The organism is Herpetosiphon geysericola, from assembly GCF_001306135.1.
In the GTDB taxonomy this organism is placed as follows: Bacteria; Chloroflexota; Chloroflexia; order Chloroflexales; family Herpetosiphonaceae; genus Herpetosiphon; species Herpetosiphon geysericola.
The window spans coordinates 73,695-98,878 of sequence record NZ_LGKP01000003.1; the positions used below are offsets into that span (position 1 = coordinate 73,695).

Genomic DNA, 25,184 nt, shown 5'->3' on the forward strand with positions numbered 1-25,184 from the left:
CTGTGCTATAATCGCTGTAGGAGGATGCCATGTCGGATGCGTTTGATCAAGCTCAACGAATGATTTCACCCAAGCCTCGCGAAGAGGATCAAGTGGTGGAGAAAAGTTTGCGGCCAAAAAAATTGGCTGAATATATTGGCCAAGAAAAAGTGCTAGCCAACCTCAAAATTGCGATTGCTGCGGCGCAACAACGCAAGGAGCCGCTTGATCATACGTTGTTTTATGGCCCGCCTGGCTTAGGCAAAACCACGCTTTCAACCATTTTGGCCAATGAAATGGGCGTGAATATCAAAATTACCTCTGGCCCAGCAATCGAGCGGGCTGGCGATTTGGCAGCAATTTTGACTAACCTCAAAAAAGATGATTTGCTGTTTATTGATGAAGTCCATCGCTTGAATCGCGCCGTCGAGGAAGTGATGTATCCGGCGATGGAAGATTTTGCGCTGGATATTATTGTAGGCAAAGGCCCAAGCGCCCGCAATTTGCGCCTGAAATTACCGCGCTTTACCGTGGTTGGAGCGACGACGCGGCTTGCATTGCTCACCTCGCCCTTGCGTGATCGTTTTGGCTCGGTGCATCGGCTTGAATTTTACTCAGTTGAAGCCATGACCGACATTGTGCGCCGTTCGGCGGCCTTGCTCAAATCGCCAATTGACGAGGCTGGAGCCTTGGAGATTGCGCGGCGGGCACGCGGCACGCCACGGGTGGTCAATCGATTGCTGCGGCGGGTGCGCGATTTTGCCTTGGTCATGGCCGATAATCACATTACCCTCGACGTTGCCAAAGCCGCCCTTGCTAGCCTCGAAATCGACGATTTGGGGCTTGATGAGAATGATCGGCGGGTTTTGCGCACCTTGATCGAAACGTTCAATGGTGGGCCAGTTGGTTTAACCACCTTGGCCGCTGCCACTGCCGAAGAAGTTGATGCAATCGAGGATGTTTACGAGCCATATTTGTTGCAACTTGGTTTTCTTCAGCGCACGCCACGCGGAAGGATTGCTACGCGCCGCGCCTATGACCACCTCGGCGTGAGCTTCCCCGAAGCACCGCGCCCAGTTGATAGCCAACAATCAACCTTTAACTTGGAATAGATTTTAATAGTTGACATAAAAATCGGGCTGCTCATAACTATGAGCAGCCCGATTTCGCTTTGGGCTTACTTGGCAATGGCCAGATCGTAGCGTCGCCCGACCTCGCTCCAATTAATCACATTCCACCAAGCGCTCAAAAATTCGGCGCGTTTTTGGCGGAATTTCAAATAGTAGGCATGTTCCCAAACATCAACCCCAAGCAATGGAGTCAAGCCTTCCATATACGGGCTATCTTGGTTGGGGTAGCTAGCGAGGTAGAGCGTGCCTTTGCTATCGGTTGAGAGCCAGCCCCAACCTGAGCCAAAGCGCCGCGAAGCAATATCGTTATAGCTATTTTGGAAGCTACCGAACGAGCCATATTTGGCATTAATTGCCGCCGCCAACGCCCCGCCAGCGCTGCCGCCACCTTTGGGCGAAAGCGTTGCCCACCAAATTGAGTGATTGGCATGGCCGCCAGCGTTGTTGCGCACTGCGGTCTGAATTGCGCTTGGTAAGTTGCTCAAGCCATGCAAAAGTTCAGCCACATTCATGCTTTGCAATTTTGGATAATCAGCCAAGGCCGCATTTAAATTGGTAACCATCGTATTGTGATGTTTTTGGTGATGAATGTACATCGTTTCTGCATCGAGTTGCGGTTCCAATGCACCATAATCATAGGGCAAGGCTGGCAGGGTGAATTTGCCGTTGGTTGGCACGGTTGCCATATCAAACGTTTTGCCAACTCCGCCATATTTTTTGGCGCTTGCCTCTTTGTTGCCCCAAATTGCGGCCAAACTGCCTAAGCCGATTGCGCCCAAAAATCCCCGCCGCGATAAATTGAAACGTTCTGACATTATCACAACCTCCACTAGACCATGCGTTGGTATTGCTCCATTCGTTGAAATTGGCGCTTTGGTTTTAGCAAAATCATGATAATTATTAAATAATTGATTAAAAAACGAGCTTAATTGACGAGGATTTGCTGGGTGCTTGAAGCTGCATGCGGTTGAACTGTTTGGCGAATTGTATAGCCCAAACAGAGCAAGCACAAGGGCAAGACGAACCACGATTCCCAAGCGAAGTTGCTGGTTTGCAGCGTATTGAGTGGCATCCCTTGAGCTTGGGCAGTAAGGCCGAGCGCGACCCACCGCGAGCCAATCAGCCCAAACATCGCTGTGCTGAGGCCAATTTTGCCCCATCGGCCAAGCGTTGGCCAAACCAAACTGAGCACAATTAATTCAATAAATGAGAACGACCAACCAACAGGCCTACCCCAATAGAATAAAATAAAACTTATGCCGTACAGCAATGGAAAACCAACCTGCTTGCGCCAAACTAGCCAACAACTTGCAGCCAACCCGAGCAACCATAGGCCAAGCGCCAATATTTGAGCGCTATTTGGCTTGAGGCCAAGATTGATTAAGCCTTGCAATGGCGTCCGATTCCACATGCTCATTGGGCTTTGCTCAGCCACCGCAAAATTAAACCATTGGTATTCGAGGGTATTGGCTAAATACGAGAAGGTTTCGTGACGTAGCGCGCTATCCCAGCGCCAAATTTCAAGCCCAATCAGCCCCAAGGCCAGCACTGTAATGCTGGCAATTCGTTTAATCAAGGCTTGGCGCGCCGCTGAATTAGCCATATTGCAATAGGCCAGCGCTGCTAAAGCCACGAAAAACAGAGCATAGAAGGGCTTAATCAACAGCAGCAGGGCAATAATTAGCGCCGCAGCCAGCCGCGAATGATAGAGCGCCCAATAGCCGCCAAGCAAACTGCCGAGAAGCAACAATACTTCAACATTGCCCGAAACGATGCCCAGCATACACTCCAAACTAAGCATTACCAAGATTGTCCAAGCGCTGCTTTGCTTGGTCAGATAGAGCCAAAATCCCACGAAGAGCAACGTTGCCATACTCAAAATTGCGGCCATGCCAAGACTGTTAATCTGCAAAATTGTGACCACATTGGCCAACGTTGGCGGGTACAGATATGGCCCCACAATCTGACCAACCTGATCATATTGCGCCTTGACTGCCAGCTTGGCCGCCTGATCGGGCGCGTTGAGCATCCGTTGTTCCCATAGATGCACGCTGCGCCACATCGCTTGCGCCTCGGCAATTGCTGGATAGGGATTGGCGTGATGTTGCATGCGTTCGGCAGCCAACGCATAGCTTTGAAAATCGACAGCGGCGATGCCTTTTTGTTGGTTTTGGCTGACGATCTGATACCCAAAAGCGACCCACAGACCAAAGATAACCCAGCCAATCATTGTAGCTAGCGTGTGCCAAGCAAATCGCATACTCAACCTTTCGCGCATTAAGCCTTTGGATCGACTATGTTGGACTGCTGCAATGCAAGGGCGAACTGAAACTATAAAGCGGAATCTTTGGCTAGAGGTTTACAAACGGCGTTGATCTGACAGTTTTGGCTGGGGTTGGGGTTTTTGCGTTGCTAAAGCTGCTGGAACCAAAATGCTACCTCGTTGGAACAGCCTTTGGAACTAGAGCTTGCTATATTAAGCCTACACACTCTCATTGCGGCGCTCCTGTGGTTTGGAAGCATCAGGGCAGTTGGCCGCTTGGTAAACGTGGGACTTTACCAAGCGGCCAGCACCGCATTTAAAAAACATTCTTTAACGCCAAAACCCCGCAGTTGCGGGGTTCTAGCGAGAGAAGAGAGGAGAAGGAGATGCATTAAGTATAGGCCATTGCTCCTATGCTGACATTCCCTATAATGGGTGATTTAGCGGGTGACTTAAGTCATGCCAAAGCGGCGACAAAACCATCCCACGCTTGGTGAGGCGTGATGGTGGCAGAATAAAAGGCCGAGCCTGCAATTAGATTAGTCGCCCCTGCCTGCACAATCGTGGCGATATTACTGGGCTTAACCCCACCATCGACTTGAATCACCGCCTCATGCTTGCGTTGATCGAGCAAAGTGCGCACGGCGGCAATTTTTGCCAAGCTGCGTTCAATGAAACTTTGGCCCCCAAAGCCAGGATTAACCGACATAATTAGCACCAAATCGAGATCTTCAATTATATCTTCAAGGCTGCTGACTGGAGTAGCCGGATTGAGCGCTACGCCCGCAGTGCAGCCAAGCTCATGAATGCGTTGAATTGTGCGGTGCAAATGTACGCTGGCCTCTTGATGCACCGTTATGTGGTTTGCTCCGGCTTTGGCATATTCCTCAAGCAGCGCATCGGGATTACTCACCATCAAGTGAACATCCAACGTGCCCTTGAAATATGGCCGAATCGCCTTGATAACTGGTGGGCCAAAGGTCAGGTTGGGCACAAAATGGCCGTCCATCACATCAACTTGAATCCAGCTACAACCTACTTTGTCGGCGGCCTGAACATCGGCTCCAAGGTTGGCAAAATTGGCCGATAAGATCGATGGGGTCAGCTCGATGGCGCGGCCAGCGTGGTATCCGATTGGCATAAAACTCCTCGTTGTGTTTAATCATGCAGCTCTATTAAAACACAAATCGAAGGAGCCTTGGTCACGATTAAAATTCAATTTTCAGCAAGCGGGTTGGGCTATACATTCCAGCCCGTTGCAAGGTTTTTTTGGAGTTATGGTTGTAGTACCAACAGCCAGCGATTGGCTGAAGTTGTTGGCGGTGGCAATGGCGAATTAATGCTTGAATGAAGCGCGTGCCATAGCCTTGCTGGCGATAGGCCACATTAATCTGCATGCCAATGCTCGCAACCTGTTGATAAATGCTGCTTAGCTCGATAATCCCAAAGCCGACAAGCTCGTCACTGATGCTAAAACAAAACAGCTGTTGCCAGGCTACTCGTTGCGGAATTTGATCAAACAAATCGCTGGCCTGCTCAGTAATCAGCCTAATATCGGCTTCAGTTGCCAAGCGTAGTTGTTCGTTCGCACTTGCTTCGGGCAAAACTTGGTGATTGGCTTGGAAAAAATAGGCCTGTTTATGCAGTTGGCGATGCTGATCGAGCGCATGGCTGAGCAACCATTGATCGTTGGTTGGCACAAAGGCTCCTTGCACAGTAGCTAATTTTTTGGCTTGCTCAAAGGCAATTTGGCCATACTGCTGATAGCCAGGCTGCAATGAAAAATGCACCAGCATGCTTGCATCGTGTACTGCGGCGAGGCCAATCGCTGTTTGAGCAAGCGCAATCTGATACCACACTGCATGGAGTAAACGATCCTCAAAGAATGAATCGACATGGGTTGGCAGCTGAACATAATATTCAACGATTATTGGTTTGATTGCAGCGAAATCAATTGGTGTAAAGCGCAATTGCATTGGTTTGCGATCCTTATCTTCTGGCTAAGCCACGGTTTGTTGCTCAGAATGATACCCCAATGCCTAAGCGAGGATTTTCTAGGAGTAAGCAGGGGCAACAGCTAGCTGGTTGTGATTGAAAGATAGAGGGCTAGCTGTCGAATAACCCTTAGATCTGCTGAGCTAGTTCCCAGAGGTGGCCTGCAGGGTCGGCAAAACTGGCGGTGCGCACGCCCCATGAGCGATCGATTGGCCCATTGATAAACTCAACGCCGCGCTCACGTAATTCTGCATAAACTTGATCGGTATTAGCAACAGTGATTGTATACAAGGCGCGTGCATCGGCTTTGGGCACAGCCATCGGCGCAAGCAATTCAACCGCTGCGCTTTCGGTGAGCAAGTTAATGAATGTTGAGCCAAATTGAAAAACCATTGAATTCTCGTCGCTGAAGACCATTGGCAAGCCAAATGTTTGCTGATAAAACTGGGTTGTGCTTTGCATAACGACATCGGGCACGAAGAGGGTAATTGCGCTAATTGCTCCGTCAGTCCAGCTAGCTTGGTCGTTCATTCGTTCCTCCTTGAAAACACCGCCCTAGTATAGAACATATTTTCGTTTTTGGATTGAATAAAAAACCATCTGTTGGAGATGGTTGCTGATGTTTGATTGAATTATTGCTGTTGCTGATTTTGCTGTTGCCATTCGGCGTAGGAAGTTGGGCCTTGGTTGCGTTGGTGGCGGCTAATAACGAGCTGTTGTTTTGCCCGCACCAGCTCTGCATCAACCTGCCATGTAGACTGATCATTGTATACACGTTGACGGCGCTCAGCCTCAAGCAGTTCAATATACTTCTTGCCCCGCGTTTGGGCTAGGTTTTGTGAACTGGCAGCGTCAGGGTTTGTCCGAACTTGATGTAACGCTTGTTGGTAGCGCTGTTTGGCGGTTTGTTTGGCTTCTTCTTGCTTGGATAGATAAGCTAAGTGGACTGCGATGATCAGGCCAATAACCGCAAGCGCAATGCCCCAAAACAGTGTATCCATAAACATTCTCCCTGCATTGTTTGGTTTTAATACGCCAGGATTTGGGCAAGGTTACAGGCTACACTGCATCAAAGGCTGGGTGATAGGAAATTGTGCCATCCAAGCCTGCCAAGGCGTGCTCCACTAATTCTTGGGCCATAAAAAACTTGGCATCAACCGGATAATGGCAGCGCAAATGCCAAGTGGCAGCAGGCCGAAAGCCAAAGCGTTGATAATACTCAGGCCCACCCGACACAACCAAGGCCTGAATTTGCGCTTGGCGACAAGCTTCAATGCCAGCTTTGACCAAGGCCGAACCAACGCCCTTGGCTTGCTGGCTTGGCAACACTGCTAACGGGCCTAAGCCCCAAATTGTGATCCTGCTTGGCGCTTGATCATAGTGCACAGGGCTGAACAAAATATGCCCAACCAGCTGATCATCCAATTCGGCAACCAAGGAAATGATGGGCATTACTTGACGTAATTGGTTGACTAAATCGGACTCGCCAGCGCGGCCAAAGGCTTGTTGATTGATCGTGGTGATGGCTGCAATGTTGGCGCTGGTTTCAGGGCGAATTATCATTATTTGGCTCCTAAAATGCCAAGAGCTACCTACAAATGGTAGCTCTCGACCAGAATTTGCTGAAATTTACAGGCCAGCTTCGGCGCGCAAGGTTTCGGCTTTGTCGGTGCGTTCCCATGGCAAATCGACGTCGGCACGGCCAAAGTGGCCGTAGGCAGCGGTTTGACGATAGATTGGGCGGCGCAGATCAAGGTCGCGGATGATCGCGCCTGGGCGCAAATCGAAGTGCTTGTTGATCAATTCCAACAATTTTTCGTCGCTGACTTTGGCGGTGCCAAAGGTTTCGAACGAAATTGACAGTGGCTTTGAAACGCCGATTGCATAGCTCACTTGCAATTCGAAGCGCTCGGCCAAACCAGCGGCAACAATGTTTTTGGCAACGTAGCGGGCAGCATAGGCAGCTGAACGGTCAACCTTGGTTGAATCTTTGCCTGAGAATGCGCCGCCACCGTGGCGAGCAACGCCGCCGTAGGTGTCAACGATAATTTTGCGGCCAGTCAAACCCGAGTCGCCCATTGGGCCGCCGGTCACGAAGCGACCAGTTGGGTTGATGAAAATTTTGGTGTTTTCATCGAGCATGCCTTCAGGAATGACAGGCTTGATCACCAAATCGATCACATCTTTGTGGATGCGTTCGTTATCGACGTTGGGATCGTGTTGGGTTGAGATCAACACGGTATCAACGCGCACGGGCTTGCCGTGGCTATATTCGACGGTTACTTGGCTCTTGCCGTCTGGGCGCAAGTAGCCGACTTCGCCAGTTTTGCGCACTTTGGCCAAGCGGCGGGTCAATTGATGGGCCAAGGAGATCGTCAAAGGCATAAATTCATCGGTTTCGTTACAAGCAAAACCGAAGACCATACCTTGGTCGCCAGCGCCGACTTTTTCAATTTCAGCTTCGCGGCTCGCTTGATCATCGCGCACTTCCAAGGCCACGTCAACGCCTTGGGCGATGTCTGGCGATTGGCCGTGCAAGGCAACGATAATCCCACAGGTTTCGGCATCGAAGCCGAACTTGCCACGGGTGTAGCCGATGTCGCTGACGACTTTGCGCACAATGTCTTGAACTTCAACATAGCCCTTGGTGGTAACTTCACCGAGAACCACAATCAAGCCAGTCGTGGTAGCGGTTTCGCAAGCCACCCGCGACATTGGATCTTGGGCCAACAATTCATCCAAGATCGCATCGGAAACTTGGTCACAAATTTTATCGGGGTGTCCTTCAGTCACCGATTCTGAGGTGAAGAAGAACTGTGGAGCACGCATAAATGTTGTTGCGTCCATTGAGTTTTATCTCCTAAATCTATGGTTAACCAATCTTGAAATTCCATACTCATTGGGTTCTCTGAGGATTGGTTTGATTGCTCGTGCTTCGATTCCCTCACCTCGTTCTTTCAAGGGTAGGTTTTTTCCAATCATGGGTGATCACCACCCTTCCGTCCCGCCTCAAGGCGGGAAACGCAGGGGGCTTTAATCCCCCTGCACCCCCTCAAGGGCATGGATCGGCAGTCATTCATCCACCGATGAACCAGCATATCCGTGGTTTGCAGCGAAAATCTACCCTTGAAAGCTCATCCCATTCCCGCCCCCACTGCGGCGGGACGGAGGCTAGTGGGGGCGGGAATATTGCTAATACTGAAGCCGAAGGCGGATTAATGCACTTCGGCCTCAGTCACATTAGCATAAGATCGTTGAACTAGCCTGAACCAGCCTCAAACGATCGATTAGACTAGGTGCCTTCTTCCCATGAGTTGAGGTAGGTTACTTGAGCTTCGGTCAAGATATCGATGCTGATACCCATTGCGGCGAGCTTCAAGCGAGCAATTTCTTGGTCAACTTCTACTGGCAAGGCGTAGACTTTGTTTTCCAACTTGCCTTTGTTGGTCAAGAGGTATTCGCTGGCCAAAGCTTGGTTGGCGAACGATTGATCCATCACGGCGCTTGGGTGGCCTTCAGCAGAAGCCAAGTTGATCAAGCGGCCTTCGCCCAACAAGTTGATGCGGCGACCATCGGCCATAACGTATTGATCGATGAATTGGCGAGGTTGTTTCTTTTCAACTGCCATTTTTTCCAAAGCTGGAATATCGATTTCAACGTTGAAGTGGCCTGAGTTACAAACAATCGCGCCATCTTTCATGGCAGCGAAATCTTCGCCGTCGAGGACATGAATATCGCCAGTTGCGGTGATGAAGATGTCGCCGATGCGAGCTGCATCAACCATTGGCATCACGCGGAAGCCGTCCATTGCAGCTTCGAGGGCTTTGATTGAATCGATTTCGGTGACGATGACGTTTGCGCCAAGACCATGGGCGCGCATCGCGATCCCTTTTGAACACCAGCCATAGCCAGCAACAACCACGGTTTTACCAGCGATCAACACGTTGGTTGCGCGGATGATACCGTCGAGGGTTGATTGGCCAGTGCCATAGCGGTTGTCGAACAAGTGCTTGGTTTGGCTGTCGTTGACCGCGATCACAGGGAATTCGAGCACGCCTTGGTTGGCCATAGCACGCAAGCGAATCACACCAGTGGTGGTTTCTTCGGTTGAGCCAATCAAGTTTGGCAACAATTCGCGGCGATCTTTCAAGACGGCGCTCACGAGGTCAGCACCATCGTCCATGGTGATATGCGGAGCGTGGTCAAGGGCGGCTTTCAAGTGGTTGTAATAGGTTGCGTTATCTTCGCCCTTGATGGCATAGACGGGGATTTCGTCGTATTGCACCAATGCTGCGGCAACATCATCTTGGGTTGAAAGTGGGTTTGAGGCTGCCAACACAATATCAGCGCCACCAGCTTGCAAGGCGCGCATCAAGTTTGCGGTTTCAGCGGTAACGTGCAAACATGCCGACATTTTGATGCCTTCAAGGGGACGTTCTTTGCTGAAGCGTTCGCGCAATTGGCGCAAAACTGGCATTTCTTGCTCGGCCCAGGCAATGCGGCGCATACCTTCGTCGGCGAGCTTAATATCTTTAATATCGAAATCCTTAGCCACGAAAAACTCCTTAATAAAAGTATGAAGTCAAAGGGATGAAGGATGAACTGCATCCCTGAATACCTGAATCGTAAGCTACAAACGTAGCATTACTGACATGACCATGGTTGATTTAGCCGAATAATTCAGCTAAGAGTGGTTCGGCACCAAAATTTTCTTCGTAGCGAGCTACGAAATCGGCTTTGGTGTAGCGATGTTCTTGCGTGCCGTGATGCTCGATGGCATAACATGCCGTCAAGCTGGCGATCCGACCGGCGACTGGCATGGGCAAACCTGCCAAGTAGCCTCGCACAAATCCGGCGCGGAAGGCATCGCCTGCTCCAGTTGGGTCGGCAACCACGGTTGCCTTGGCCACTGGAATCTCATAAACTTGGCCATTGTGGTAGATTGTAGCACCTTCGCCGCCTTTGGTAACAACCGTTAGGCCAACGACTTGATGCAATTCTTCCTCAGTGCAGCCAATTTTTTCTGCCATCATGGCAAATTCATAATCGTTGCCGATCAAGGCTGCGGCGCTGCGGCAGCCTGCCAGCAATTCAGGGCCGTTCATGCGGGGGGCTTGCATGCTTGGGTCATACAAGTAGGGAATATTGTTGGCTTGGCATTCGATCACCAACTGCGCCATGGCAGCAGGATCGTTGGGCGCAATAATCACAAAATCTGGGCGATGGCCATCGAGTGGCAAGCGCTGGCGATGGGCTTGGGCCATTGCACCAGGGTAGAAGGCGGTGATTTGGTTGTCGGAAAGGTCGGTGTTGATAAAGCACGAGGCGGTGAAATCGCCTTCAATAACTTTGATCAAGCCAGTATCAACCCCAGCGTTTTCGAGCCAGGTGCGATATTCGCTGAAATCTTCGCCGACGGTTCCCATGACGGTGGGGCGTTCGCCAAGCAAGGCCAAGTTATAGGCAATATTTGGCCCTGTGCCGCCCCGCATGCGCTTCATCGACTCTACCAAGAAGCTCACGCTCAAAACGTGAACTTTATCGGCCAAAATATGATCTTTGAATTGCCCAGGAAACACCATAATGTAATCGTAGGCAATTGATCCAGCTACAACAATCCGCACGAACAAACTCCTAGTATGAGTAACGATATCGCCGCTATGCTACGTGGATAGCAGCGCTCACTGCAATTTATAGTGCGTCCGAATGACGCGGCTAACCTCGGCCAACAGGCCAAGCGCGTGATCGGCGTGGCTTGGCTCGTGTTGAGCAAGGCCCTGCGCAATCGTTAATAACGAGCCATCAAGAATGCGACTGTTGAGAATATCGCGATCGAGTGCATCACGTAATAATTCAGTCCATTCGTTGACCACAGTACTGACCGTGATTTCGGCCAGCTGAGCGGGATCGCTGGGCAAACATTCCCAGATAATCGCCCCGCCATTTTCTAAATACTCATTGATACACTTGCCACAGGCCAGCAACTCTTGGCGTTGCTCTTTGGCACAAACCAACACCCGCATGCCACTTTTGATCAACAGCTGCCAATCGACAGCTACTCCAGTGGGTGCGATGCCACAGGCAATTGGGCTATGCTGAATGGTTTCGGCCAACAGGCCATAGGCTTCTGCTTGGCTGATTGGGCTAAATGGTTGGGCTTGGGCATTCCAAAATGGCTCAATCAAACAGACCCAGCCTTGGATGTCGTGAATGCGTAATTCACGAGCCAGCCAACCAATCCGTAAGTGTAAGTGCTGTGTCAAGACCTCGCGCAAGCGTTGATCGGCCAATAATGGCCGTTCTTGATCGTCAACCAAGGTCAGGCCCAAACTTAACGGGCCATACAAGCCAAAACCCAAAGCTTGGGGCCGTAATTGGCGATCATTGAGCCACGGTGTATGATCAAGCAATTGTTCAACGCTGTCAACTGCCACATGGCCAACCGTATTTTCGAGATAGGCCAATTGATGGGCTTCAAGCTGACGTTCGAGTTGGGCAAGCTCAAAATGTGGGTCACTGTTCAAGCCAGGAAAGCCATGGGTGCTCAAGCTCCACAAGGGTTGAGCGACAAAGGTTGGCGCAATTGGATAGCCCTGCGTCCAACGCATTTGGGCTGCCCATGCACTTGCCTGATTGGTGTAAGGCAGATCAAATGGCGCAATCGCTTGGCAACGCAACTCACTGGCGAGCGTTGGCGGCATTGGCAGCCTCGACCATGGTGTGTAATTGTTCGGCAAAGGGCGGGTAGGCGATGCCTTGTTCGGTAATAATTGCCGTAACCAAGTGCGCAGGTGTTACATCAAAGGCTGGATGCGCCACCTTAATGCCTTCAGCAGCAATTGCCTGTTGCCCAATATGCGTCACTTCTTGGGTTGAGCGTTGCTCGATTGGAATCGCCGCACCATTGGCGGTCTGCAAATCAATGGTCGAGGTTGGCGCTGCAACATACAGTGGAATGTTGTGCGCTTTGGCCAAAACCGCTAAGCCATAGGTGCCAATTTTGTTGGCAACATCGCCATTGGCTGCAATCCGATCCGAGCCGACAATAATGCAATCGACATGGCCTTGCTGCATAAAATAGGCTGCCATATTATCGGTAATTAAGGTAAGATCGATGCCTGCCTGCTGCAATTCCCACGCGGTGAGGCGTGCGCCCTGCAAAAATGGCCGCGTTTCATCAACCCAGACGTGAATTGGCTGACCATCTTCATGCACCGCCCGAATTGGGGCCAGCGCTGTGCCATAGGCGGCAGTTGCCAAGCCACCAGCATTACAGTGGGTCAATACATTGCGCGTTTGGGCCAAAAGCGTTTTGCCATGTTGACCAATGGCGCGGCACATAGCCTCGTCTTGGTCGCGAATAGTTTCGGCTTCGGCCAATAAACGCTGGCGCAATTGATCAGGTTCAAGCTGGGCATTTGCCTGTGCTATATCGAGCATCCGCTGCGTAGCCCACGCCAAGTTGATTGCGGTAGGACGGGCTGCATCCAGCAGGCTTTTGGCCTTAACAAGTTTTTCGATCAATTTGCTGCTGGTTTGGGCTGTGCTGCGTTTGGCCGCGAGCGCCATGCCATATGCCGCCGTAATGCCAATTGCTGGAGCGCCTCGCACTTGCATAGAGCGAATCGCTTCAATAACGCTGTTTAAATCCTCACAACGCACAATATCCAGCATTGCTGGCAAGCGCAATTGATCGATCAAACAGGGCACGTCGTCCCACCAAACAGTTTTTGGTACTTCATTCATGGGTTGCATTACACAAAAAAACCTCTCAAAAGAGAGGCCCGCATGCGTCTACTCATCTATCAGGCCGAACCTGCAGGATTTTGCACCTTCCAAAAAATTGGGGTTGCCGGGCTTCGTCGGGCCAGTCCCTCCGCCCATCTCGATGAGAATCGCGTATTCACTGATATTCCACAGTTCGGTTGGCGATTATAGCATAGTCAATTGCTTGTGACAAATGGCTTTTAGCGCGCTTTGGGCAATCTGCCCAAGTTGGCTTCAATGGCGATCGAGCCGAAAGATCGCTGCATCAGGGTTTGGGCGTTGACACAACCGATCGCGCAGCAGTTCGGCAGCCACGATGCTGTAGGTAATGCCATTGCCACCATAGCCCAGCGCAAGCAAAATCCGCGGTTGGTCGGGTAAATGGTCGATATAAGGCAAGCCATCGCTGGTTTCGCCAAATGTGCCAGCCCAGCGATAATCAACGTGTAGCGGAATATGCGGGAAAAAATCATTAAAACGTTTGCTTAATTTGGCTGCTTTACGTTCAAGCAAGGCATCGCGCTTGGCTGGAATATCAATTCGATCATCTTCACCGCCGATAATCGCCCGACCTTCACTGGTGGTGCGCATGTAGACATAGGGGCGGGCACTTTCCCAAATTAAACACTGCTCATACCAGCCATTGAAATCGCTCAACAGCTCGCTGGCAATTGCATAGCTGCTGCGAAATTTCACCAATGATTGTTTGATATAGTTTTGGGCTTCGTAGCCAGCAGCCAAAATCAAATATTTGGCATGAATCCGGCAGCCTGTATCAGTCGTTACGGTTACGCCATCACTATTGGCCTGCCATTCCTTGGCGCTCGTGCGATCGAATATCTGTGCGCCATGTTTGGCCGCATGCCTGAATAAGCCGTGGGCCAGTTGAAAGGCATCAACTTCGCCTGCATTGTAGGAATATAAGGCTGCGGGAGCACTAAAACTAAAGCGTTCGCTAATCGCGCCTTTTTCCAAAAAATCCAAATTAAAACCTTTAGCTTTGCGCAGTTCATATTCTTGCCGTAATTGTTTGACATGCCAACGCCTGCTGGCAAGATATAAACTTGTTTTATATGAAAAATGGTCTGCTACACCGACTTTTTGGGCAACTTCGGCGACTTTATCGATTGCATCGCGACAAAGTTGATAGGCCCGAACGGCGTTTTGCTCGCCAACCAACTTAACTAATTCGGTCAGGGGCGTATCGATTTCATATTGCAACAAGGCGGTGCTGGCGCTGGTGCTGCCGCCAGCGATCTCGCGTTTTTCGAGCACAACGGTTTCGATATTAGCTTCAGTCAGATAATGGGCGATCAGCGCGCCGCTAATGCCGCCACCGATCACTACCACTTCACAAGTTAAATCGTTTTCTAAGCGAGGATACGTGCTCAATAAACCACTTTTAACTGCCCAAAATGGATAACCACTATTCAAATCCATGGTTTGTATGCTCCTGATATGTGCGCTTGGGCTGGCATTAAGCAAGCGGTATGCCGCTAAAATCGACTGATTGCTGCTCTTTAATCATGGGTTGCTAGCGGATACATGGCCACAATTCGACCATTCGCATCGCAGGATTGCTCCTGAAAGCCTAAAGATTGATACAAATAACGGGCTGCATGGTTGTGCTCGCGATAGCTTAGCCAGACCTGATCGATCGTGCCCAACGCTGCTGCCTCAGCCAAAATCGCCTGCATTGCAGCGCGACCATAGCCTTGGCCTTGAAAAGCCTGATCGATCATCAAGCGCGCGACCCGATATTGATCTGTGTTTGGGCTAAGGCCATACACCGCCAAGCCAACTAGCGTATCAGCTTGGGTCATAATTGCCCGAACATGCATGGTTGGGTAAAACTGGGCCTCGGCAATTGAATAAAGGTTGGAGGCAACGAAAGCTTGTTGCTCTGCGGGCAAGCTCAATTCGCAGCATGCCTGCCAATTTTCGCTGGTAACTGGGGCTAAATGAACGATTGTCATCACTATTTCCTTAAGTAATGATCATGAGATTGTATTAAACTAGAAAACCCTGCTGCACTGCAACAGGGTTTCGATTAGGTTCTAGATTTGTGTTCACTCAACCAAGAATAATTTCGATAGTTTCTTTAGGCTCAAATTATCCACCAATTGTGCTTTAGGGGGTGCAGGGGGATGAAAACCCCCTGCGTTTCCCTCCGCCGGAGGGACGGAAGGGTGGCGAACCAAAAGTTCACTAATGAGCCATGAGAATCCATTAATTCTAAGGCAACCAAGCTAGCACAGCTTAGAAATGGCGGTCGAGCACATAGTCTGCGATTTCGCGCAACAGCTCTTTGGCCGCCGATGGTGGGAAGATATCGAGGGCTGCGAGGCCGCGTTGGGTAATGCTGCGAGCTTCAGCGATTGCTTGATCGATGCCCCCAAGCTGCTTAACTTGGCTAATTGCTTGTTCAACTTGGGCATCGCTTAGCTGCTCGTAGCGATCAAGCAAATTGACCAAAGGATGCTCGTGATGATCCTTGACTGCCAAGATTAATGGCAAGGTAATGGTGCCTTCGCGCAAATCGTTGCCAGCAGGCTTGCCAAGCGTTTCCTCGGTGCTGACGAAATCGAGAATATCATCGACAATTTGGAAGGCCAAGCCAATATCGTAGCCATAGCGCGCAGCAGCTTCAATTTCTTCTGGGCTACCACCGCCACAAACCATGCCAGCAGCGGCAGCTGCTTCAAACAAGGCTGCGGTTTTGCCACCGATTTTGGCATAATATTGTTCGAGGGCTGTGGCTGTGGGCAGCGTCGCCATGACGGGGTGCAATTCAGAGGCCGAAATTGTCATAACCGATTCGGCAAAAATCTGAATCACCCGTGGGTCGGGAGCTAGCGCCATTTCGCCAGCAGCAACCGCAAACAGGTAATCCCCAACCATCAATGCTACGCCCTGATCCCATTTGGCATGGACTGTAACTTTGCCTCGGCGGCGGTCGGCATCATCGACTAAATCGTCGTGAACCAAACTGGCTGCATGAATTAACTCAACCGCAGTTGCTGCATGCAAGCTATCGCTCAAGCGGTAGCGGCCTAATTGTGAAGCAAGCAGAACCATCATGGCCCGCAACCGCTTACCACCAGAGCTAACAAGGTGTTGACCAGCAGCCGTGATCAGCGCCGATTGGGATTCGACTCGGTGCATAATGCGATCTTCGACGGCTTGCAGATCATGGCGTAACGTGCTTGGGATTTCCAATTGTTTTAATGTGTGCGTCATAGCACGCTTCCTACATAAATTCGGTGTTTGTGAAAGTTATCGCGTAGCCAAAGCATACCCGAAAACCATAGCAGCGTCAACGGATTTGCCGCTGGCTTTAGGCTCGGTTACACTAGGGGCTAGGCTATCTGAGAGCTTTGTGAGAGGTTTTGAAAGCCGTTAGGAGTGTTGCGATGTTTAATATTGAGGATATTTTGGCCACCCTGCCCCACCGCCCGCCATTTCTTTTGATCGATCGTATTTTGGAGCTTGAAGATGGCGTGCGCGCGGTTGGTCTAAAAAACGTCACCATGAACGAGCAGTTCTTTGTTGGCCACTTTCCTGGGCGGCCAGTGATGCCTGGCGTGTTGATTGTTGAAGCCTTGGCCCAAGTCGGGGCATTCATCATTTTGCGCCAGCCAGAGTATGCTGGCAAGATTGTGATGTTTGCAGGGATTGATGATTTTCGTTTCAAGCGCCCAGTTACACCTGGTGATACACTGAAATTAGAAGTAAGCCTCGATAAAATGCGCCGCCGCATTGGTAAGGGCCAAGCCAAAGCCACGGTTGATGGCACGTTGGTTGCCGAAGGTGGGCTGATGTTTGCAATTATTGATTAAGTATTGCCTTTAAACATTCGCCTACAGAAGGAGTCTGTTGTGGATACGTTCAATGTTGAGCTACGTGATAAGCTCATTCTGGTGGTTGATGACGAACCACGGCTGGTCACATTTATGCGCGTAAACCTCGAAGCAGAGGGTTGCCGCGTGATTAGCGCCGAAAATGGCCGCAAAGCGCTGGAAAAAGTGCGCGAAGATATGCCCGACGCTGTGCTGTTGGATATTATGATGCCTGGCTTGGATGGCTACGAAACCTTGCGCCGCTTGCGTGAGTTTTCTGCAATTCCGGTCATTTTTCTCACCGCCAAAGACGAAGAAGATGATCGGATTCGTGGTTTGGAGCTTGGCGCTGATGATTACATTGGCAAGCCGTTTAGCCATCGCGAGTTGGTAAGCCGTTTGCGGGCTGTGTTACGCCGCCATTATGTGACGCCAACTCAAGCGGTTTCAACCACCAAAATCGACGATCGCTTGACGGTCGATTTTGATCGGCGTGAAGTGTTGGTCAATGGCGAACGGATTAGCTTGCGCCCAACCGAATATCGCTTGCTCTACCATCTGGTGCAAAATGCTGGCTTTGTAATGCCGCACGAAACCTTGCTTGCCAAAGTTTGGGGGCCAGAATATCGTGATGAAAGCCATTATTTGCGTTTGTATGTAACCTACTTGCGCCAAAAAATCGAACAAGATCCAGCAAATCCGCACTATATTTTGACCGAGCGTGGGGTTGGCTATCGCTTCGTCGATTTCAAGAAAAAGGCCGAGGAATAGTCTTATTCGGATAGTCAAGTTCGCCACCCTTCTGTCCCTCCGCCGGAGGGAAACGCAGGGGGTTTTCATCCCCCTGCACCCCCTAAAGCACAATTGGTGGAGCACCATGATGTTGCTGAAAAATATAAGTTCCACCTAGAGAAGCGAGTTAAGATGGATCATCAAGCTGTTGATCAGCTACTACAACCAAAAAAGATTTTGCCTGTGGTTAACTTTTTAGCTGCGCCTGAGCTTATTCCAGCGCAGCCTGGGATCTATGGCTGGTGGTTTAAAACGATTCCGCCGCAAGTTCCAAATGTAGGCTGTTTACACATTGCTGGCTGGACATTGCTCTATCTTGGAATTTCGCCTGCTAGGAATAACCCTACTTCGCGCCAGAATCTGCGCAAACGGTTGCGCGACCATATGCTTGGTCGGGCGAATAGTTCAACCTTGCGCTTGAGTTTGGGGTGTTTACTAAGCGAACAGCTTAATCTAAAGTTGGCTGCTTATGGCCCGAGCAAGTACGTGGCTTTTGGCGAAGGCGAAAAACGCCTATCTCAATGGCTAGCGGCAAATACTGGCCTTTCGTGGCTTGTACATCCTCAGCCTTGGTTGATTAAGCCTGAGCTTCTCCAACACTATGTTTTGCCACTGAATATCAAAGGCAATGACCACCCGTTTGTTACCACGCTCGAACAGATCCGGGCACAAGCAACACTTGAAGCTAGATAAAATACGATAACGATCAAGTTTTTATTGGCTGTGGCTATCAAATTTTGGAGGGAAAAGGAATGGAGATTAAACCCTTGCTGATTGGTTTGGGTACTCCACAGCGGCTCGGCTTGCATTTTGTTGAGCTCGATTTCCGTGAGCAACGCGTCTTGGTGCACATTCGGATCAAGGATCGTTGGCTTCAGGTTGATCATTTTGATTGTTGGTTTAATCGCGCGACCCTTAAGCGCTTTGCTGAACAGCTTAGGCCGTGGCTGACGCTGCGCACCCATGATGCAGAATTGAACAGCGATTTTGCCTATATGGAAATTAATAATTTTAGCTTGAAGCTTCAAGTACAGGGCAGAAGTGGCGATATTCAGGTAGTCTATGCGTTAAGTTCAGCTGATCATGCTAGGATTGAAGCGGCTGGCGATTTTGCGTTTAATAATGATTTTCTGCTGCAATTGATTGATGAAACACAACACATTAATGAACTATTTGATCAGATCTGGAATGATCCTGCACTTTTAGCCGCGTATCCTGAGTCGTATCCCTTATTTGAGCCATTTGATTAAGCTTGCTCAGCGAAGCGGCTTCCATGAATTTTATGGAAGCCGCTTGACCATTAATATTGCTCGACCTGAACCGGTTGTTGTTCAATGCGCAAAATGTTGGGCGATAAAAACCCGAGCATACACACGAGCGTTGCCAGAAATCCGCCTGCAATAAAAATCATGCGAATGCCGATTAATTCGCTGAGCGGCCCGACAAAAATCAAGGCGATTGGCCCTGCTAGCCCAATCATGGTTGAATAGAGCGAGAGCACGCGGCCTTGCAGTTGGTTGGGCACAATTGTTTGAATGATGGCAATAATTGGTGCATTGCCGATTGTATAGGTTACGCCGCTGATAAACCACAGCACAACCGCGATCCAAAAGAGTGAGCCTGGAACCATGCCAGTGAAGCCGACCATGGCCGACGAAAGCGCAAACATTACCAACACCAGCACAATTCGGCGCATTGGAAACTGAATCAGGCTAATCAGCACGCCGCCAATCAACATGCCTAATCCGCCTACTCCTTCCATCAAGGCAACCCGTTCAACGCCGCCGCCAAATTCCTGCTGAATGAGCAGCGGGGTGAGCACGAAGCCTGGAATTAAGACCGCCACCATCAACAAGGTAACGCCATACAGCAGCACTAAGCCGCGATTGCTCATAACCATGGCAAGGCCGCTGCGGAAATCTTGCCACATGCTCACTTGCTCTGCGCTGGTTTGCATGGTTTGGGGAATTTTATAAAACAACAACGGTGTAATTGCGAGCAGCGCCGTGACCACATCGATCATCAATGCGCCTTCGAGCGAAAAAACACTCATTGCCAAGGCCCCAAGTGGTGCAGCGGCCACGCTCATCAAGCCATAAATCATCTGATTCATGCCAGCGGCGCGAGTGAGCCAAGCGGGCGGCACAAGTTGGCTGGTGCTTGCGGTTGCAGCAGGGCTTTGAAAGGCTTGCATCGTGCTGCGCAGAAACATCAACGTATAAATATGCCAAAGCTGAATCTGATCAGTGGCAAACAGCACAATCAAAACAACCATACTGAGCGCTGAGATCAAATCGCTGCTAATCATAATCAAGCGTCGATTCCAGCGGTCGGCGATAATGCCGCCGATTGGCCCAAAGACTGCTTGGGGCAGCAGCGCCATCATGCCTGCGATTGCCAACGATTGAGCTGAGCCAACGGTTTGGGTAATCCACCAGATCAGCACAAACTGGGTGAGAGCGCTGCCAACCAAGGAGCTGGCTTGGCCAAGCCAAACCGCAAAAAAGCGCGGCTTCCAATGAATGTGCGACCAATCTTCGCTTGAATTGTTTGCTGTGAGCGGTTCAATGCTCATAGGTTAACCTCAATAATTCGGCGTAAAGTGCCTGTTGGGTTGCTGAGGGCATACTTGGCAAGCCAATTAATTCGCTAAACCACAGTGCATCACACGCCAGTTGAATTGTTAATGAACGGCCTAAGGCTAGGCGATCGTTGGCTGGCACTGGTATAGGTTGGGCATACGCTTCGCGCCAAGCCTCAAATACATTCGGATAAATTGCCACAACCCGCCGCATAGCATGCAAAATTTGAATATCTTCAGGCGATTGGTTGAAGCTGGCATGGATATAGGCGCGATGCCAATAGCCCGACTGATCGCTTGCTTCTTTGCTTAGTTCAACAGCCAAGCACGCCTCCCACGCCTGTTTGCCTAGCTCTAGCAAGCCATAAAACAAAGCCTCTTTGGTTGGAAAATGATGCAGCAAGCCACCTTTGCTCACCTGCGCTGCTTTGGCAACTGCTTCAAGGGTCAGATTGGCCGCACCATCAGCCATAATTACCGCAACCGTGGCATGTAAAAGCTTGGCTTTCGTTGCGTGCGGGTCTTTTTTGGTCATAGAATACTCCATACCGTCTATGTAGACGGTACTATACCGTCCGAACAGACGGTTGTCAAGAGTAAATTTTTTGGCGCATTTTATCCACGAAGGACACGAAGAGCACGAAGCATGAAACCGCGAAGAGCGCGAAGGTTAATTTCTTTGGCCACAGATTGGCACAAATTGTTGGGATTGTGTTCCTCCTACACCCAAAGCCCTGATCGCGCTGCGCCTCCGGATTAAGCAATTGATCCATGAAGGACATGAAGAGCACGAAGCATCAAACCGCGAAGGACGCGAAGATTAATTTCTTTGGCCACAGATTGCACAGATTATGTTGATTGGATTCTTGCTGACCCAACGCATCACTCATGAATCTTAGCTCCTTCATCCCTCATCCTTCATCCTTCTCTGCGCCGCTGCGTTAAACATCTGATCCACGAAGCCCACGAAGGAACACGAAGATGAGGTTTTGACTTTTGCTTTCTGACTTTTGATTTTTGACCTGCCTTTACGTTTGATTGGGGTGGCGGTACACTTCTACAATACTGATTTTGGATGTGTTTGTGAGGCTGCAATGGAGCAATTGCTCACGCGGGTTGATCATCTTGGTTTGGCGGTGCACGATTTGGAGCAAGCAATTGCCAGCTATCGTGACCAACTAGCGCTCGATCAATGGGAAATTATCGAAATGCCCGAACGCCATATGCGGGTTGCGGTTGGCAAAGTGGGTGATACATTGCTAGAATTAATTGCCCCAACTAGCCCAGAAGCTGCGTTTGCCAAATTTTTGGCCGAGCGTGGCGAGGGCATTCATCATATTGCTTACACGGTTGAGCATATTGACCATGTGTTGGAGCGCTTACAAGCCCAAGGCGTGCGTTTGATTGATCGTGAAGCGCGGCCTGGAATTCATGGAACTCGGATTGCCTTTTTGCACCCCAAAGCCCTGCATGGCGTATTAACCGAGCTGGTGGAACATCCCAAGCCCATAATCTAACGCAGTGTGCCAACATGGTGCGTCATAATGGCCTATTTTAGCAACGAATGTTGGGCAGCTTATGTTACAATGACACACCAATCAGAATTTTTGAGGCAATGTCGCCTCAGCTTTGTTCTAAGCTTTTAGGAGGTCGCTGGTGACTAACAGCTTGACGATCACCGATAATCGTACTGGGAAAACTTACGAATTGCCCATCGTCGATGGCACCATCCGCGCCCTCGACTTACGTCAGATTAAAGCCGATGCCGAAGATTTTGGGCTTATGACTCACGATCCAGGCTTCAATAACACCTCATCATGCCGTAGCGCAATTACCTATATCGACGGCGACGCTGGGATTCTCCGCTATCGCGGCTACCCAATTGAGCAATTGGCTGATAGCAGCAGCTACCTCGAAACCGCCTACTTGATTCTCAACGGCGAATTGCCAACCAAACCCCAACTTGATGGCTGGGTGCATGAAATTACCCATCGCACCATGGTCCACGAAAATATCAAAAAGTTGATGGATGGTTTCCACTTTGATGCCCACCCAATGGGGATGTTGATTAGCACGCTAAGCGCGATGTCAACCTTCTATCCTCAAGCGAAAAACATCAAAGATCCAGCTACTCGCCGTTTGCAAATTGCCCGTTTGATTGCCAAAGTAACCACGATCTCGGCGTATGCCTATCGCAAACGTATGGGCTTGCCCTATGTCTACCCCGATAACTCGCTGAGCTATACTGGCAATTTCTTGAAAATGATGTTCCAAAAGGCCGATCCCTATCAACCAGATCCAATTATGGAAAAAGCCTTGGATGTCTTGTTCATTTTGCATGCCGACCACGAGCAAAACTGTGGCACGAATGCAATGCGCTCGGTTGGTAGCTCAAACGTCGATCCCTATTCGGCGATGGCTGCTGCTGCTGCTGCGTTGTATGGCCCGCTGCATGGTGGCGCCAACGAGCAAGTGCTGCGTATGTTGCAAGAAATCGGTTCTGCCAGCAATGTCTCCGATTACATTCGTCGGGTCAAGAATCGTGAAGTCTTGTTGATGGGCTTCGGCCACCGCGTCTACAAGAACTACGATCCGCGCGCTGCAATCGTGAAGAAGTTGGCCTACGATGTGTTTGAAGTCGTTGGGCGCAACCCAATGATCGACATTGCCTTGGAACTTGAAAAGATTGCGCTTGAAGATGAATATTTCGTTTCACGCAAACTCTATCCGAATGTCGATTTCTACACGGGCATTATTTACCAAGCAATGAAATTCCCTGTCGATATGTTCCCTGTGTTGTTTGCCATCCCACGCACGGTGGGTTGGTTGGCCCAATGGGATGAAATGCACAACGACAAGGAAACCTCGATTGCGCGTCCCCGCCAGATCTACACTGGCTACGATGCCCGCGATTTCGTCCCAGTCGAAAAACGCGGCTAATTTTAGATTGCAACGGTGATCGTAACGCCCGCTGGAGAGTGCTCCGGCGGGCGTTTGTTGTTTATAGAAGGTTGATTTGCTATGCTCGCCCGGTTTTGTTGCTTATGGTTATTGATGAGCATCGCGTCGTCAAAAACCTTCTCGAATTGACCAATTTGGCTCAAAATGAGTAGTTAAGTTTGTTAAGCGCTACGCTAAACCATGCTATCATAGCGCCCTCGTTGTTTAGCTGTGTGAGGTCGTATGCGCTGGATTATGCACAACATGAAGTGGATTATGCTGGTTTCTGGAATATTGACATGCTCAATGATCATGGCAGCAATTAATCCCCAATGGGCTTTGCAATCGAACTTTGGCGAGACCATGAGCGGGCCATTGGTCGAAGTGGTGGTGCGGAATTGGGGTGCGTTGATTACGCTGATTGGGATTTTATTGCTGTATGGGGCTTGGAATGTGGCTCAGCGTCCGTTAATTTTGTTGATTGCTGGGAGCAGCAAGTTGGTGTTTATTGGCCTGGTTTTGGCCCAAGGTTCGCGCTATCTAGGCCAACAAGCAGGCATCGCTATCGCTATCGATAGTGTGATGGTGCTGCTCTTTGGGATCTATTTGGTGGGTGTGCGGCGTGGTTTGGCGCTCCGCTAACTAAAAGCTGCTTGCGGCATCAGGCAGCTTGGTAGGTTACTCGACCCGGACAAAGCTACTAAGCTCAAGCCCGGGCTGGCGGGTAATTTCATTGAACCCAACATCAGCGCAGGTTAATGCTTGGCCTTTATGCTGTTTGGACGAGGCTATACACGACGCTTTGCAAATCTTTTTCGCTGCGAATTGAGCGCAAATCAAGCCCAATGCTCACCAGCATTTCGGCCACATCGGGCCGCACGCCGATCAGGGTCGTGCTTGCTCCCAACAGGCGAGCTGCATTGCTCACTTTGAGCAACGTTCGGCCTGCATCACGATCCAAGGTTGGCACGCCAGTAATATCGAGAATCAAATTGCGGGTGCGTTGGCTTTTGAGATTGGCTAAAATTTGCTCGACCAACGTGCTCAAGCGCTCTGCATCCAAGGCTCCAACCAAGGGTACAACTAAGCTATGTTGGGTAATTGGCAAAATTGGCACGCTGAGGTTGCGAATGGTGGTTTGTTGTTCGGCCAGTTGTTGGGCCAATACCGCTTGGCTATCTGCTTGGGCTTGGACATCGCGCAAGGCCCGTTGCAAGGCCGAGGTTCGTTGCTCAATTTGCTGTTCGAGCGATTGTTGGCTGGCGCGCAAGGCTTGGTTGGCGCTGTTGCTGGCTTGCAGGCTGGTGGTCAATTGGCGGTGAATCTGCCAAAGCAAGCCCATAATGATCAAAATCGAAAGCGAGTTGAGGATAACGCGAACTGGCATCTCAGACCCAGCAACTTGATCGATTCGCAGGCGATTGGTGATGCTGACGATGCTGACGACCCAGGCTAAACCGCAAATTCCCAGCAAGCGCTTACTATCAACAAACGGCAGTACGAGCACAATTGAAATAATTGTCACGGTGGCGATTGAGAGCAAGGTGAAAAAGCGAAACGAACCGACAATCACCAAGCTCAAGGCTGCCATGTTCATCAAGACCACTGCTGCTTGGTTGTATTGGCGTTTGATCAGCCAAAATGCTGTGGCCAACAGCCCGCTAGTAACCGTAAAGCTGGCAACCGCAACCAAATCGCCCATAAATAGATACAGAAATAAGGAGATTAAGGAGCCGCCAAGCAGCCAATAGACTGTGGTTTTAAGCCGTTTGGTAACCAGTTCTTGCTCTGTGGGTTGCGACATTGCGCACCTACCTTTGCCGTTGGAAGGGGAGAATCGCTCTAAGCATACAGAGTTTTGCAGCTGGATGCAAGAGCGATTTGACAAAGCGCGGATT

Annotated in this window: 26 protein-coding genes and 1 riboswitch; of the genes, 8 read left to right on the forward strand and 18 right to left on the reverse strand. The window is 50.3% G+C overall.

Features of this window, described 5'->3' with window-relative positions; genetic code table 11:
- The first annotated feature begins 59 nt into the window (after positions 1–59).
- Positions 60–1,091: a Holliday junction branch migration DNA helicase RuvB gene (gene ruvB, locus SE18_RS00745; protein WP_407928461.1), complete on the forward strand. Its 1,032-nt coding sequence runs from the start codon at positions 60–62 to the stop codon at positions 1,089–1,091.
- 65 nt (positions 1,092–1,156) lie between these two features.
- Here the strand turns inward: ruvB and SE18_RS00750 are convergent, their stop codons facing one another.
- The 15 genes from SE18_RS00750 to SE18_RS00820 form a co-directional block, all read right to left on the reverse strand.
- Positions 1,157–1,795, reverse strand: coding sequence for a superoxide dismutase (locus SE18_RS00750; protein WP_054532550.1), 639 nt, complete (start codon positions 1,793–1,795; stop codon positions 1,157–1,159).
- Positions 1,796–2,034: 239 nt separating this feature from the next.
- Positions 2,035–3,369: a glycosyltransferase 87 family protein gene (locus tag SE18_RS00755; RefSeq protein ID WP_054532506.1), complete on the reverse strand. Its 1,335-nt coding sequence runs from the start codon at positions 3,367–3,369 to the stop codon at positions 2,035–2,037.
- A gap of 460 nt (positions 3,370–3,829) precedes the next feature.
- A complete protein-coding gene (gene rpe / locus SE18_RS00760; protein ID WP_054532507.1) occupies positions 3,830–4,513 on the reverse strand; it encodes a ribulose-phosphate 3-epimerase in 684 nt (227 codons plus the stop codon).
- A 67-nt stretch (positions 4,514–4,580) separates the two neighbouring features.
- Positions 4,581–5,348, reverse strand: a complete 768-nt coding sequence (locus SE18_RS00765) for a GNAT family N-acetyltransferase (protein ID WP_054532508.1) — start codon at positions 5,346–5,348, stop codon at positions 4,581–4,583.
- A 148-nt stretch (positions 5,349–5,496) separates the two neighbouring features.
- On the reverse strand, positions 5,497–5,898 hold the full coding sequence (locus SE18_RS00770; RefSeq protein ID WP_054532509.1) for a VOC family protein: 402 nt from the start codon (positions 5,896–5,898) through the stop codon (positions 5,497–5,499).
- A gap of 101 nt (positions 5,899–5,999) precedes the next feature.
- Positions 6,000–6,368 (reverse strand): hypothetical protein, encoded by a 369-nt coding sequence (locus SE18_RS00775; RefSeq protein ID WP_054532510.1) that lies wholly within the window; start codon positions 6,366–6,368, stop codon positions 6,000–6,002.
- Between the two features lie 58 nt (positions 6,369–6,426).
- Positions 6,427–6,930, reverse strand: a complete 504-nt coding sequence (locus SE18_RS00780) for a GNAT family N-acetyltransferase (protein WP_054532511.1) — start codon at positions 6,928–6,930, stop codon at positions 6,427–6,429.
- A 66-nt stretch (positions 6,931–6,996) separates the two neighbouring features.
- Entirely contained in the window at positions 6,997–8,214 is a 1,218-nt protein-coding gene (metK, locus tag SE18_RS00785; RefSeq protein WP_054532512.1) for a methionine adenosyltransferase, read from the reverse strand.
- Positions 8,215–8,659: 445 nt separating this feature from the next.
- Positions 8,660–9,922 (reverse strand): adenosylhomocysteinase, encoded by a 1,263-nt coding sequence (gene ahcY / locus SE18_RS00790; RefSeq protein ID WP_012189895.1) that lies wholly within the window; start codon positions 9,920–9,922, stop codon positions 8,660–8,662.
- Positions 9,923–10,034: 112 nt separating this feature from the next.
- The gene (locus SE18_RS00795; protein WP_054532513.1) at positions 10,035–10,991 is read right to left on the reverse strand and encodes a carbohydrate kinase family protein; all 957 of its coding nucleotides are present in this window, start codon (positions 10,989–10,991) and stop codon (positions 10,035–10,037) included.
- A gap of 57 nt (positions 10,992–11,048) precedes the next feature.
- On the reverse strand, positions 11,049–12,068 hold the full coding sequence (locus SE18_RS00800) for a hypothetical protein (protein WP_054532514.1): 1,020 nt from the start codon (positions 12,066–12,068) through the stop codon (positions 11,049–11,051).
- A complete protein-coding gene (mtnA, locus tag SE18_RS00805) occupies positions 12,046–13,113 on the reverse strand; it encodes an S-methyl-5-thioribose-1-phosphate isomerase (RefSeq protein ID WP_054532552.1) in 1,068 nt (355 codons plus the stop codon). Before mtnA ends, SE18_RS00800 begins: the two co-directional genes overlap by 23 nt.
- A gap of 49 nt (positions 13,114–13,162) precedes the next feature.
- A riboswitch (SAM riboswitch) is annotated at positions 13,163–13,262 on the reverse strand.
- Positions 13,263–13,368: 106 nt separating this feature from the next.
- Positions 13,369–14,574: an NAD(P)/FAD-dependent oxidoreductase gene (locus SE18_RS00810; RefSeq protein ID WP_054532515.1), complete on the reverse strand. Its 1,206-nt coding sequence runs from the start codon at positions 14,572–14,574 to the stop codon at positions 13,369–13,371.
- An 80-nt stretch (positions 14,575–14,654) separates the two neighbouring features.
- Positions 14,655–15,110, reverse strand: a complete 456-nt coding sequence (locus SE18_RS00815) for a GNAT family N-acetyltransferase (protein ID WP_054532516.1) — start codon at positions 15,108–15,110, stop codon at positions 14,655–14,657.
- A gap of 283 nt (positions 15,111–15,393) precedes the next feature.
- Entirely contained in the window at positions 15,394–16,374 is a 981-nt protein-coding gene (locus SE18_RS00820; protein ID WP_054532517.1) for a polyprenyl synthetase family protein, read from the reverse strand.
- Between the two features lie 173 nt (positions 16,375–16,547).
- On the opposite strand from SE18_RS00820, the gene fabZ reads away from it, so the two are divergent.
- From fabZ to SE18_RS00840, 4 genes are all read left to right on the forward strand, one after another.
- Entirely contained in the window at positions 16,548–16,973 is a 426-nt protein-coding gene (gene fabZ / locus SE18_RS00825) for a 3-hydroxyacyl-ACP dehydratase FabZ (RefSeq protein WP_054532518.1), read from the forward strand.
- A gap of 39 nt (positions 16,974–17,012) precedes the next feature.
- Positions 17,013–17,744 carry a response regulator transcription factor gene (locus SE18_RS00830; RefSeq protein ID WP_054532519.1) on the forward strand — a complete coding sequence of 244 codons (732 nt, stop codon included), beginning with the start codon at positions 17,013–17,015 and terminating at the stop codon, positions 17,742–17,744.
- Between the two features lie 153 nt (positions 17,745–17,897).
- A complete protein-coding gene (locus SE18_RS00835) occupies positions 17,898–18,458 on the forward strand; it encodes a GIY-YIG nuclease family protein (protein ID WP_054532520.1) in 561 nt (186 codons plus the stop codon).
- A 59-nt stretch (positions 18,459–18,517) separates the two neighbouring features.
- On the forward strand, positions 18,518–19,015 hold the full coding sequence (locus tag SE18_RS00840) for a hypothetical protein (protein WP_054532521.1): 498 nt from the start codon (positions 18,518–18,520) through the stop codon (positions 19,013–19,015).
- A gap of 50 nt (positions 19,016–19,065) precedes the next feature.
- On the opposite strand, the gene SE18_RS00845 is transcribed toward SE18_RS00840, so the two are convergent.
- A complete protein-coding gene (locus SE18_RS00845) occupies positions 19,066–20,340 on the reverse strand; it encodes an MFS transporter (protein WP_054532522.1) in 1,275 nt (424 codons plus the stop codon).
- A complete protein-coding gene (locus SE18_RS00850; RefSeq protein ID WP_054532523.1) occupies positions 20,330–20,881 on the reverse strand; it encodes a TetR/AcrR family transcriptional regulator in 552 nt (183 codons plus the stop codon). Before SE18_RS00850 ends, SE18_RS00845 begins: the two co-directional genes overlap by 11 nt.
- Before the next feature lie 559 nt (positions 20,882–21,440).
- Between SE18_RS00850 and mce the strand changes: the two genes are divergently transcribed.
- The 3 genes from mce (at position 21,441) to SE18_RS00865 (ending at position 23,928) form a co-directional block, all read left to right on the forward strand.
- The gene (gene mce / locus SE18_RS00855; protein WP_054532524.1) at positions 21,441–21,863 is read left to right on the forward strand and encodes a methylmalonyl-CoA epimerase; all 423 of its coding nucleotides are present in this window, start codon (positions 21,441–21,443) and stop codon (positions 21,861–21,863) included.
- A 139-nt stretch (positions 21,864–22,002) separates the two neighbouring features.
- Positions 22,003–23,286: a citrate synthase gene (locus SE18_RS00860; RefSeq protein ID WP_054532525.1), complete on the forward strand. Its 1,284-nt coding sequence runs from the start codon at positions 22,003–22,005 to the stop codon at positions 23,284–23,286.
- Positions 23,287–23,592: 306 nt separating this feature from the next.
- Positions 23,593–23,928, forward strand: a complete 336-nt coding sequence (locus SE18_RS00865) for a hypothetical protein (protein ID WP_236706781.1) — start codon at positions 23,593–23,595, stop codon at positions 23,926–23,928.
- Positions 23,929–24,055: 127 nt separating this feature from the next.
- Here the strand turns inward: SE18_RS00865 and SE18_RS00870 are convergent, their stop codons facing one another.
- The gene (locus SE18_RS00870; protein WP_054532527.1) at positions 24,056–25,090 is read right to left on the reverse strand and encodes an STAS domain-containing protein; all 1,035 of its coding nucleotides are present in this window, start codon (positions 25,088–25,090) and stop codon (positions 24,056–24,058) included.
- Positions 25,091–25,184: the final 94 nt, after the last annotated feature.

Excerpts from the sequence above, each read along its gene's own strand:
- ruvB (WP_407928461.1), top strand. The coding sequence starts at position 60 with ATGATTTCACCCAAGCCTCGCGAAGAGGATCAAGTGGTGGAGAAAAGT.
- SE18_RS00750 (WP_054532550.1), bottom strand. The coding sequence starts at position 1,795 with ATGGCAACCGTGCCAACCAACGGCAAATTCACCCTGCCAGCCTTGCCC.
- SE18_RS00755 (WP_054532506.1), bottom strand. The coding sequence starts at position 3,369 with ATGCGATTTGCTTGGCACACGCTAGCTACAATGATTGGCTGGGTTATC.
- rpe (WP_054532507.1), bottom strand. The coding sequence starts at position 4,513 with ATGCCAATCGGATACCACGCTGGCCGCGCCATCGAGCTGACCCCATCG.
- SE18_RS00765 (WP_054532508.1), bottom strand. The coding sequence starts at position 5,348 with ATGCAATTGCGCTTTACACCAATTGATTTCGCTGCAATCAAACCAATA.
- SE18_RS00770 (WP_054532509.1), bottom strand. The coding sequence starts at position 5,898 with ATGAACGACCAAGCTAGCTGGACTGACGGAGCAATTAGCGCAATTACC.
- SE18_RS00775 (WP_054532510.1), bottom strand. The coding sequence starts at position 6,368 with ATGGATACACTGTTTTGGGGCATTGCGCTTGCGGTTATTGGCCTGATC.
- SE18_RS00780 (WP_054532511.1), bottom strand. The coding sequence starts at position 6,930 with ATGATAATTCGCCCTGAAACCAGCGCCAACATTGCAGCCATCACCACG.
- metK (WP_054532512.1), bottom strand. The coding sequence starts at position 8,214 with ATGGACGCAACAACATTTATGCGTGCTCCACAGTTCTTCTTCACCTCA.
- SE18_RS00800 (WP_054532514.1), bottom strand. The coding sequence starts at position 12,068 with ATGCCGCCAACGCTCGCCAGTGAGTTGCGTTGCCAAGCGATTGCGCCA.
- mtnA (WP_054532552.1), bottom strand. The coding sequence starts at position 13,113 with ATGAATGAAGTACCAAAAACTGTTTGGTGGGACGACGTGCCCTGTTTG.
- SE18_RS00810 (WP_054532515.1), bottom strand. The coding sequence starts at position 14,574 with ATGGATTTGAATAGTGGTTATCCATTTTGGGCAGTTAAAAGTGGTTTA.
- SE18_RS00815 (WP_054532516.1), bottom strand. The coding sequence starts at position 15,110 with ATGACAATCGTTCATTTAGCCCCAGTTACCAGCGAAAATTGGCAGGCA.
- SE18_RS00820 (WP_054532517.1), bottom strand. The coding sequence starts at position 16,374 with ATGACGCACACATTAAAACAATTGGAAATCCCAAGCACGTTACGCCAT.
- fabZ (WP_054532518.1), top strand. The coding sequence starts at position 16,548 with ATGTTTAATATTGAGGATATTTTGGCCACCCTGCCCCACCGCCCGCCA.
- SE18_RS00835 (WP_054532520.1), top strand. The coding sequence starts at position 17,898 with ATGGATCATCAAGCTGTTGATCAGCTACTACAACCAAAAAAGATTTTG.
- SE18_RS00840 (WP_054532521.1), top strand. The coding sequence starts at position 18,518 with ATGGAGATTAAACCCTTGCTGATTGGTTTGGGTACTCCACAGCGGCTC.
- SE18_RS00845 (WP_054532522.1), bottom strand. The coding sequence starts at position 20,340 with ATGAGCATTGAACCGCTCACAGCAAACAATTCAAGCGAAGATTGGTCG.
- SE18_RS00850 (WP_054532523.1), bottom strand. The coding sequence starts at position 20,881 with ATGACCAAAAAAGACCCGCACGCAACGAAAGCCAAGCTTTTACATGCC.
- mce (WP_054532524.1), top strand. The coding sequence starts at position 21,441 with ATGGAGCAATTGCTCACGCGGGTTGATCATCTTGGTTTGGCGGTGCAC.
- SE18_RS00865 (WP_236706781.1), top strand. The coding sequence starts at position 23,593 with ATGATCATGGCAGCAATTAATCCCCAATGGGCTTTGCAATCGAACTTT.
- SE18_RS00870 (WP_054532527.1), bottom strand. The coding sequence starts at position 25,090 with ATGTCGCAACCCACAGAGCAAGAACTGGTTACCAAACGGCTTAAAACC.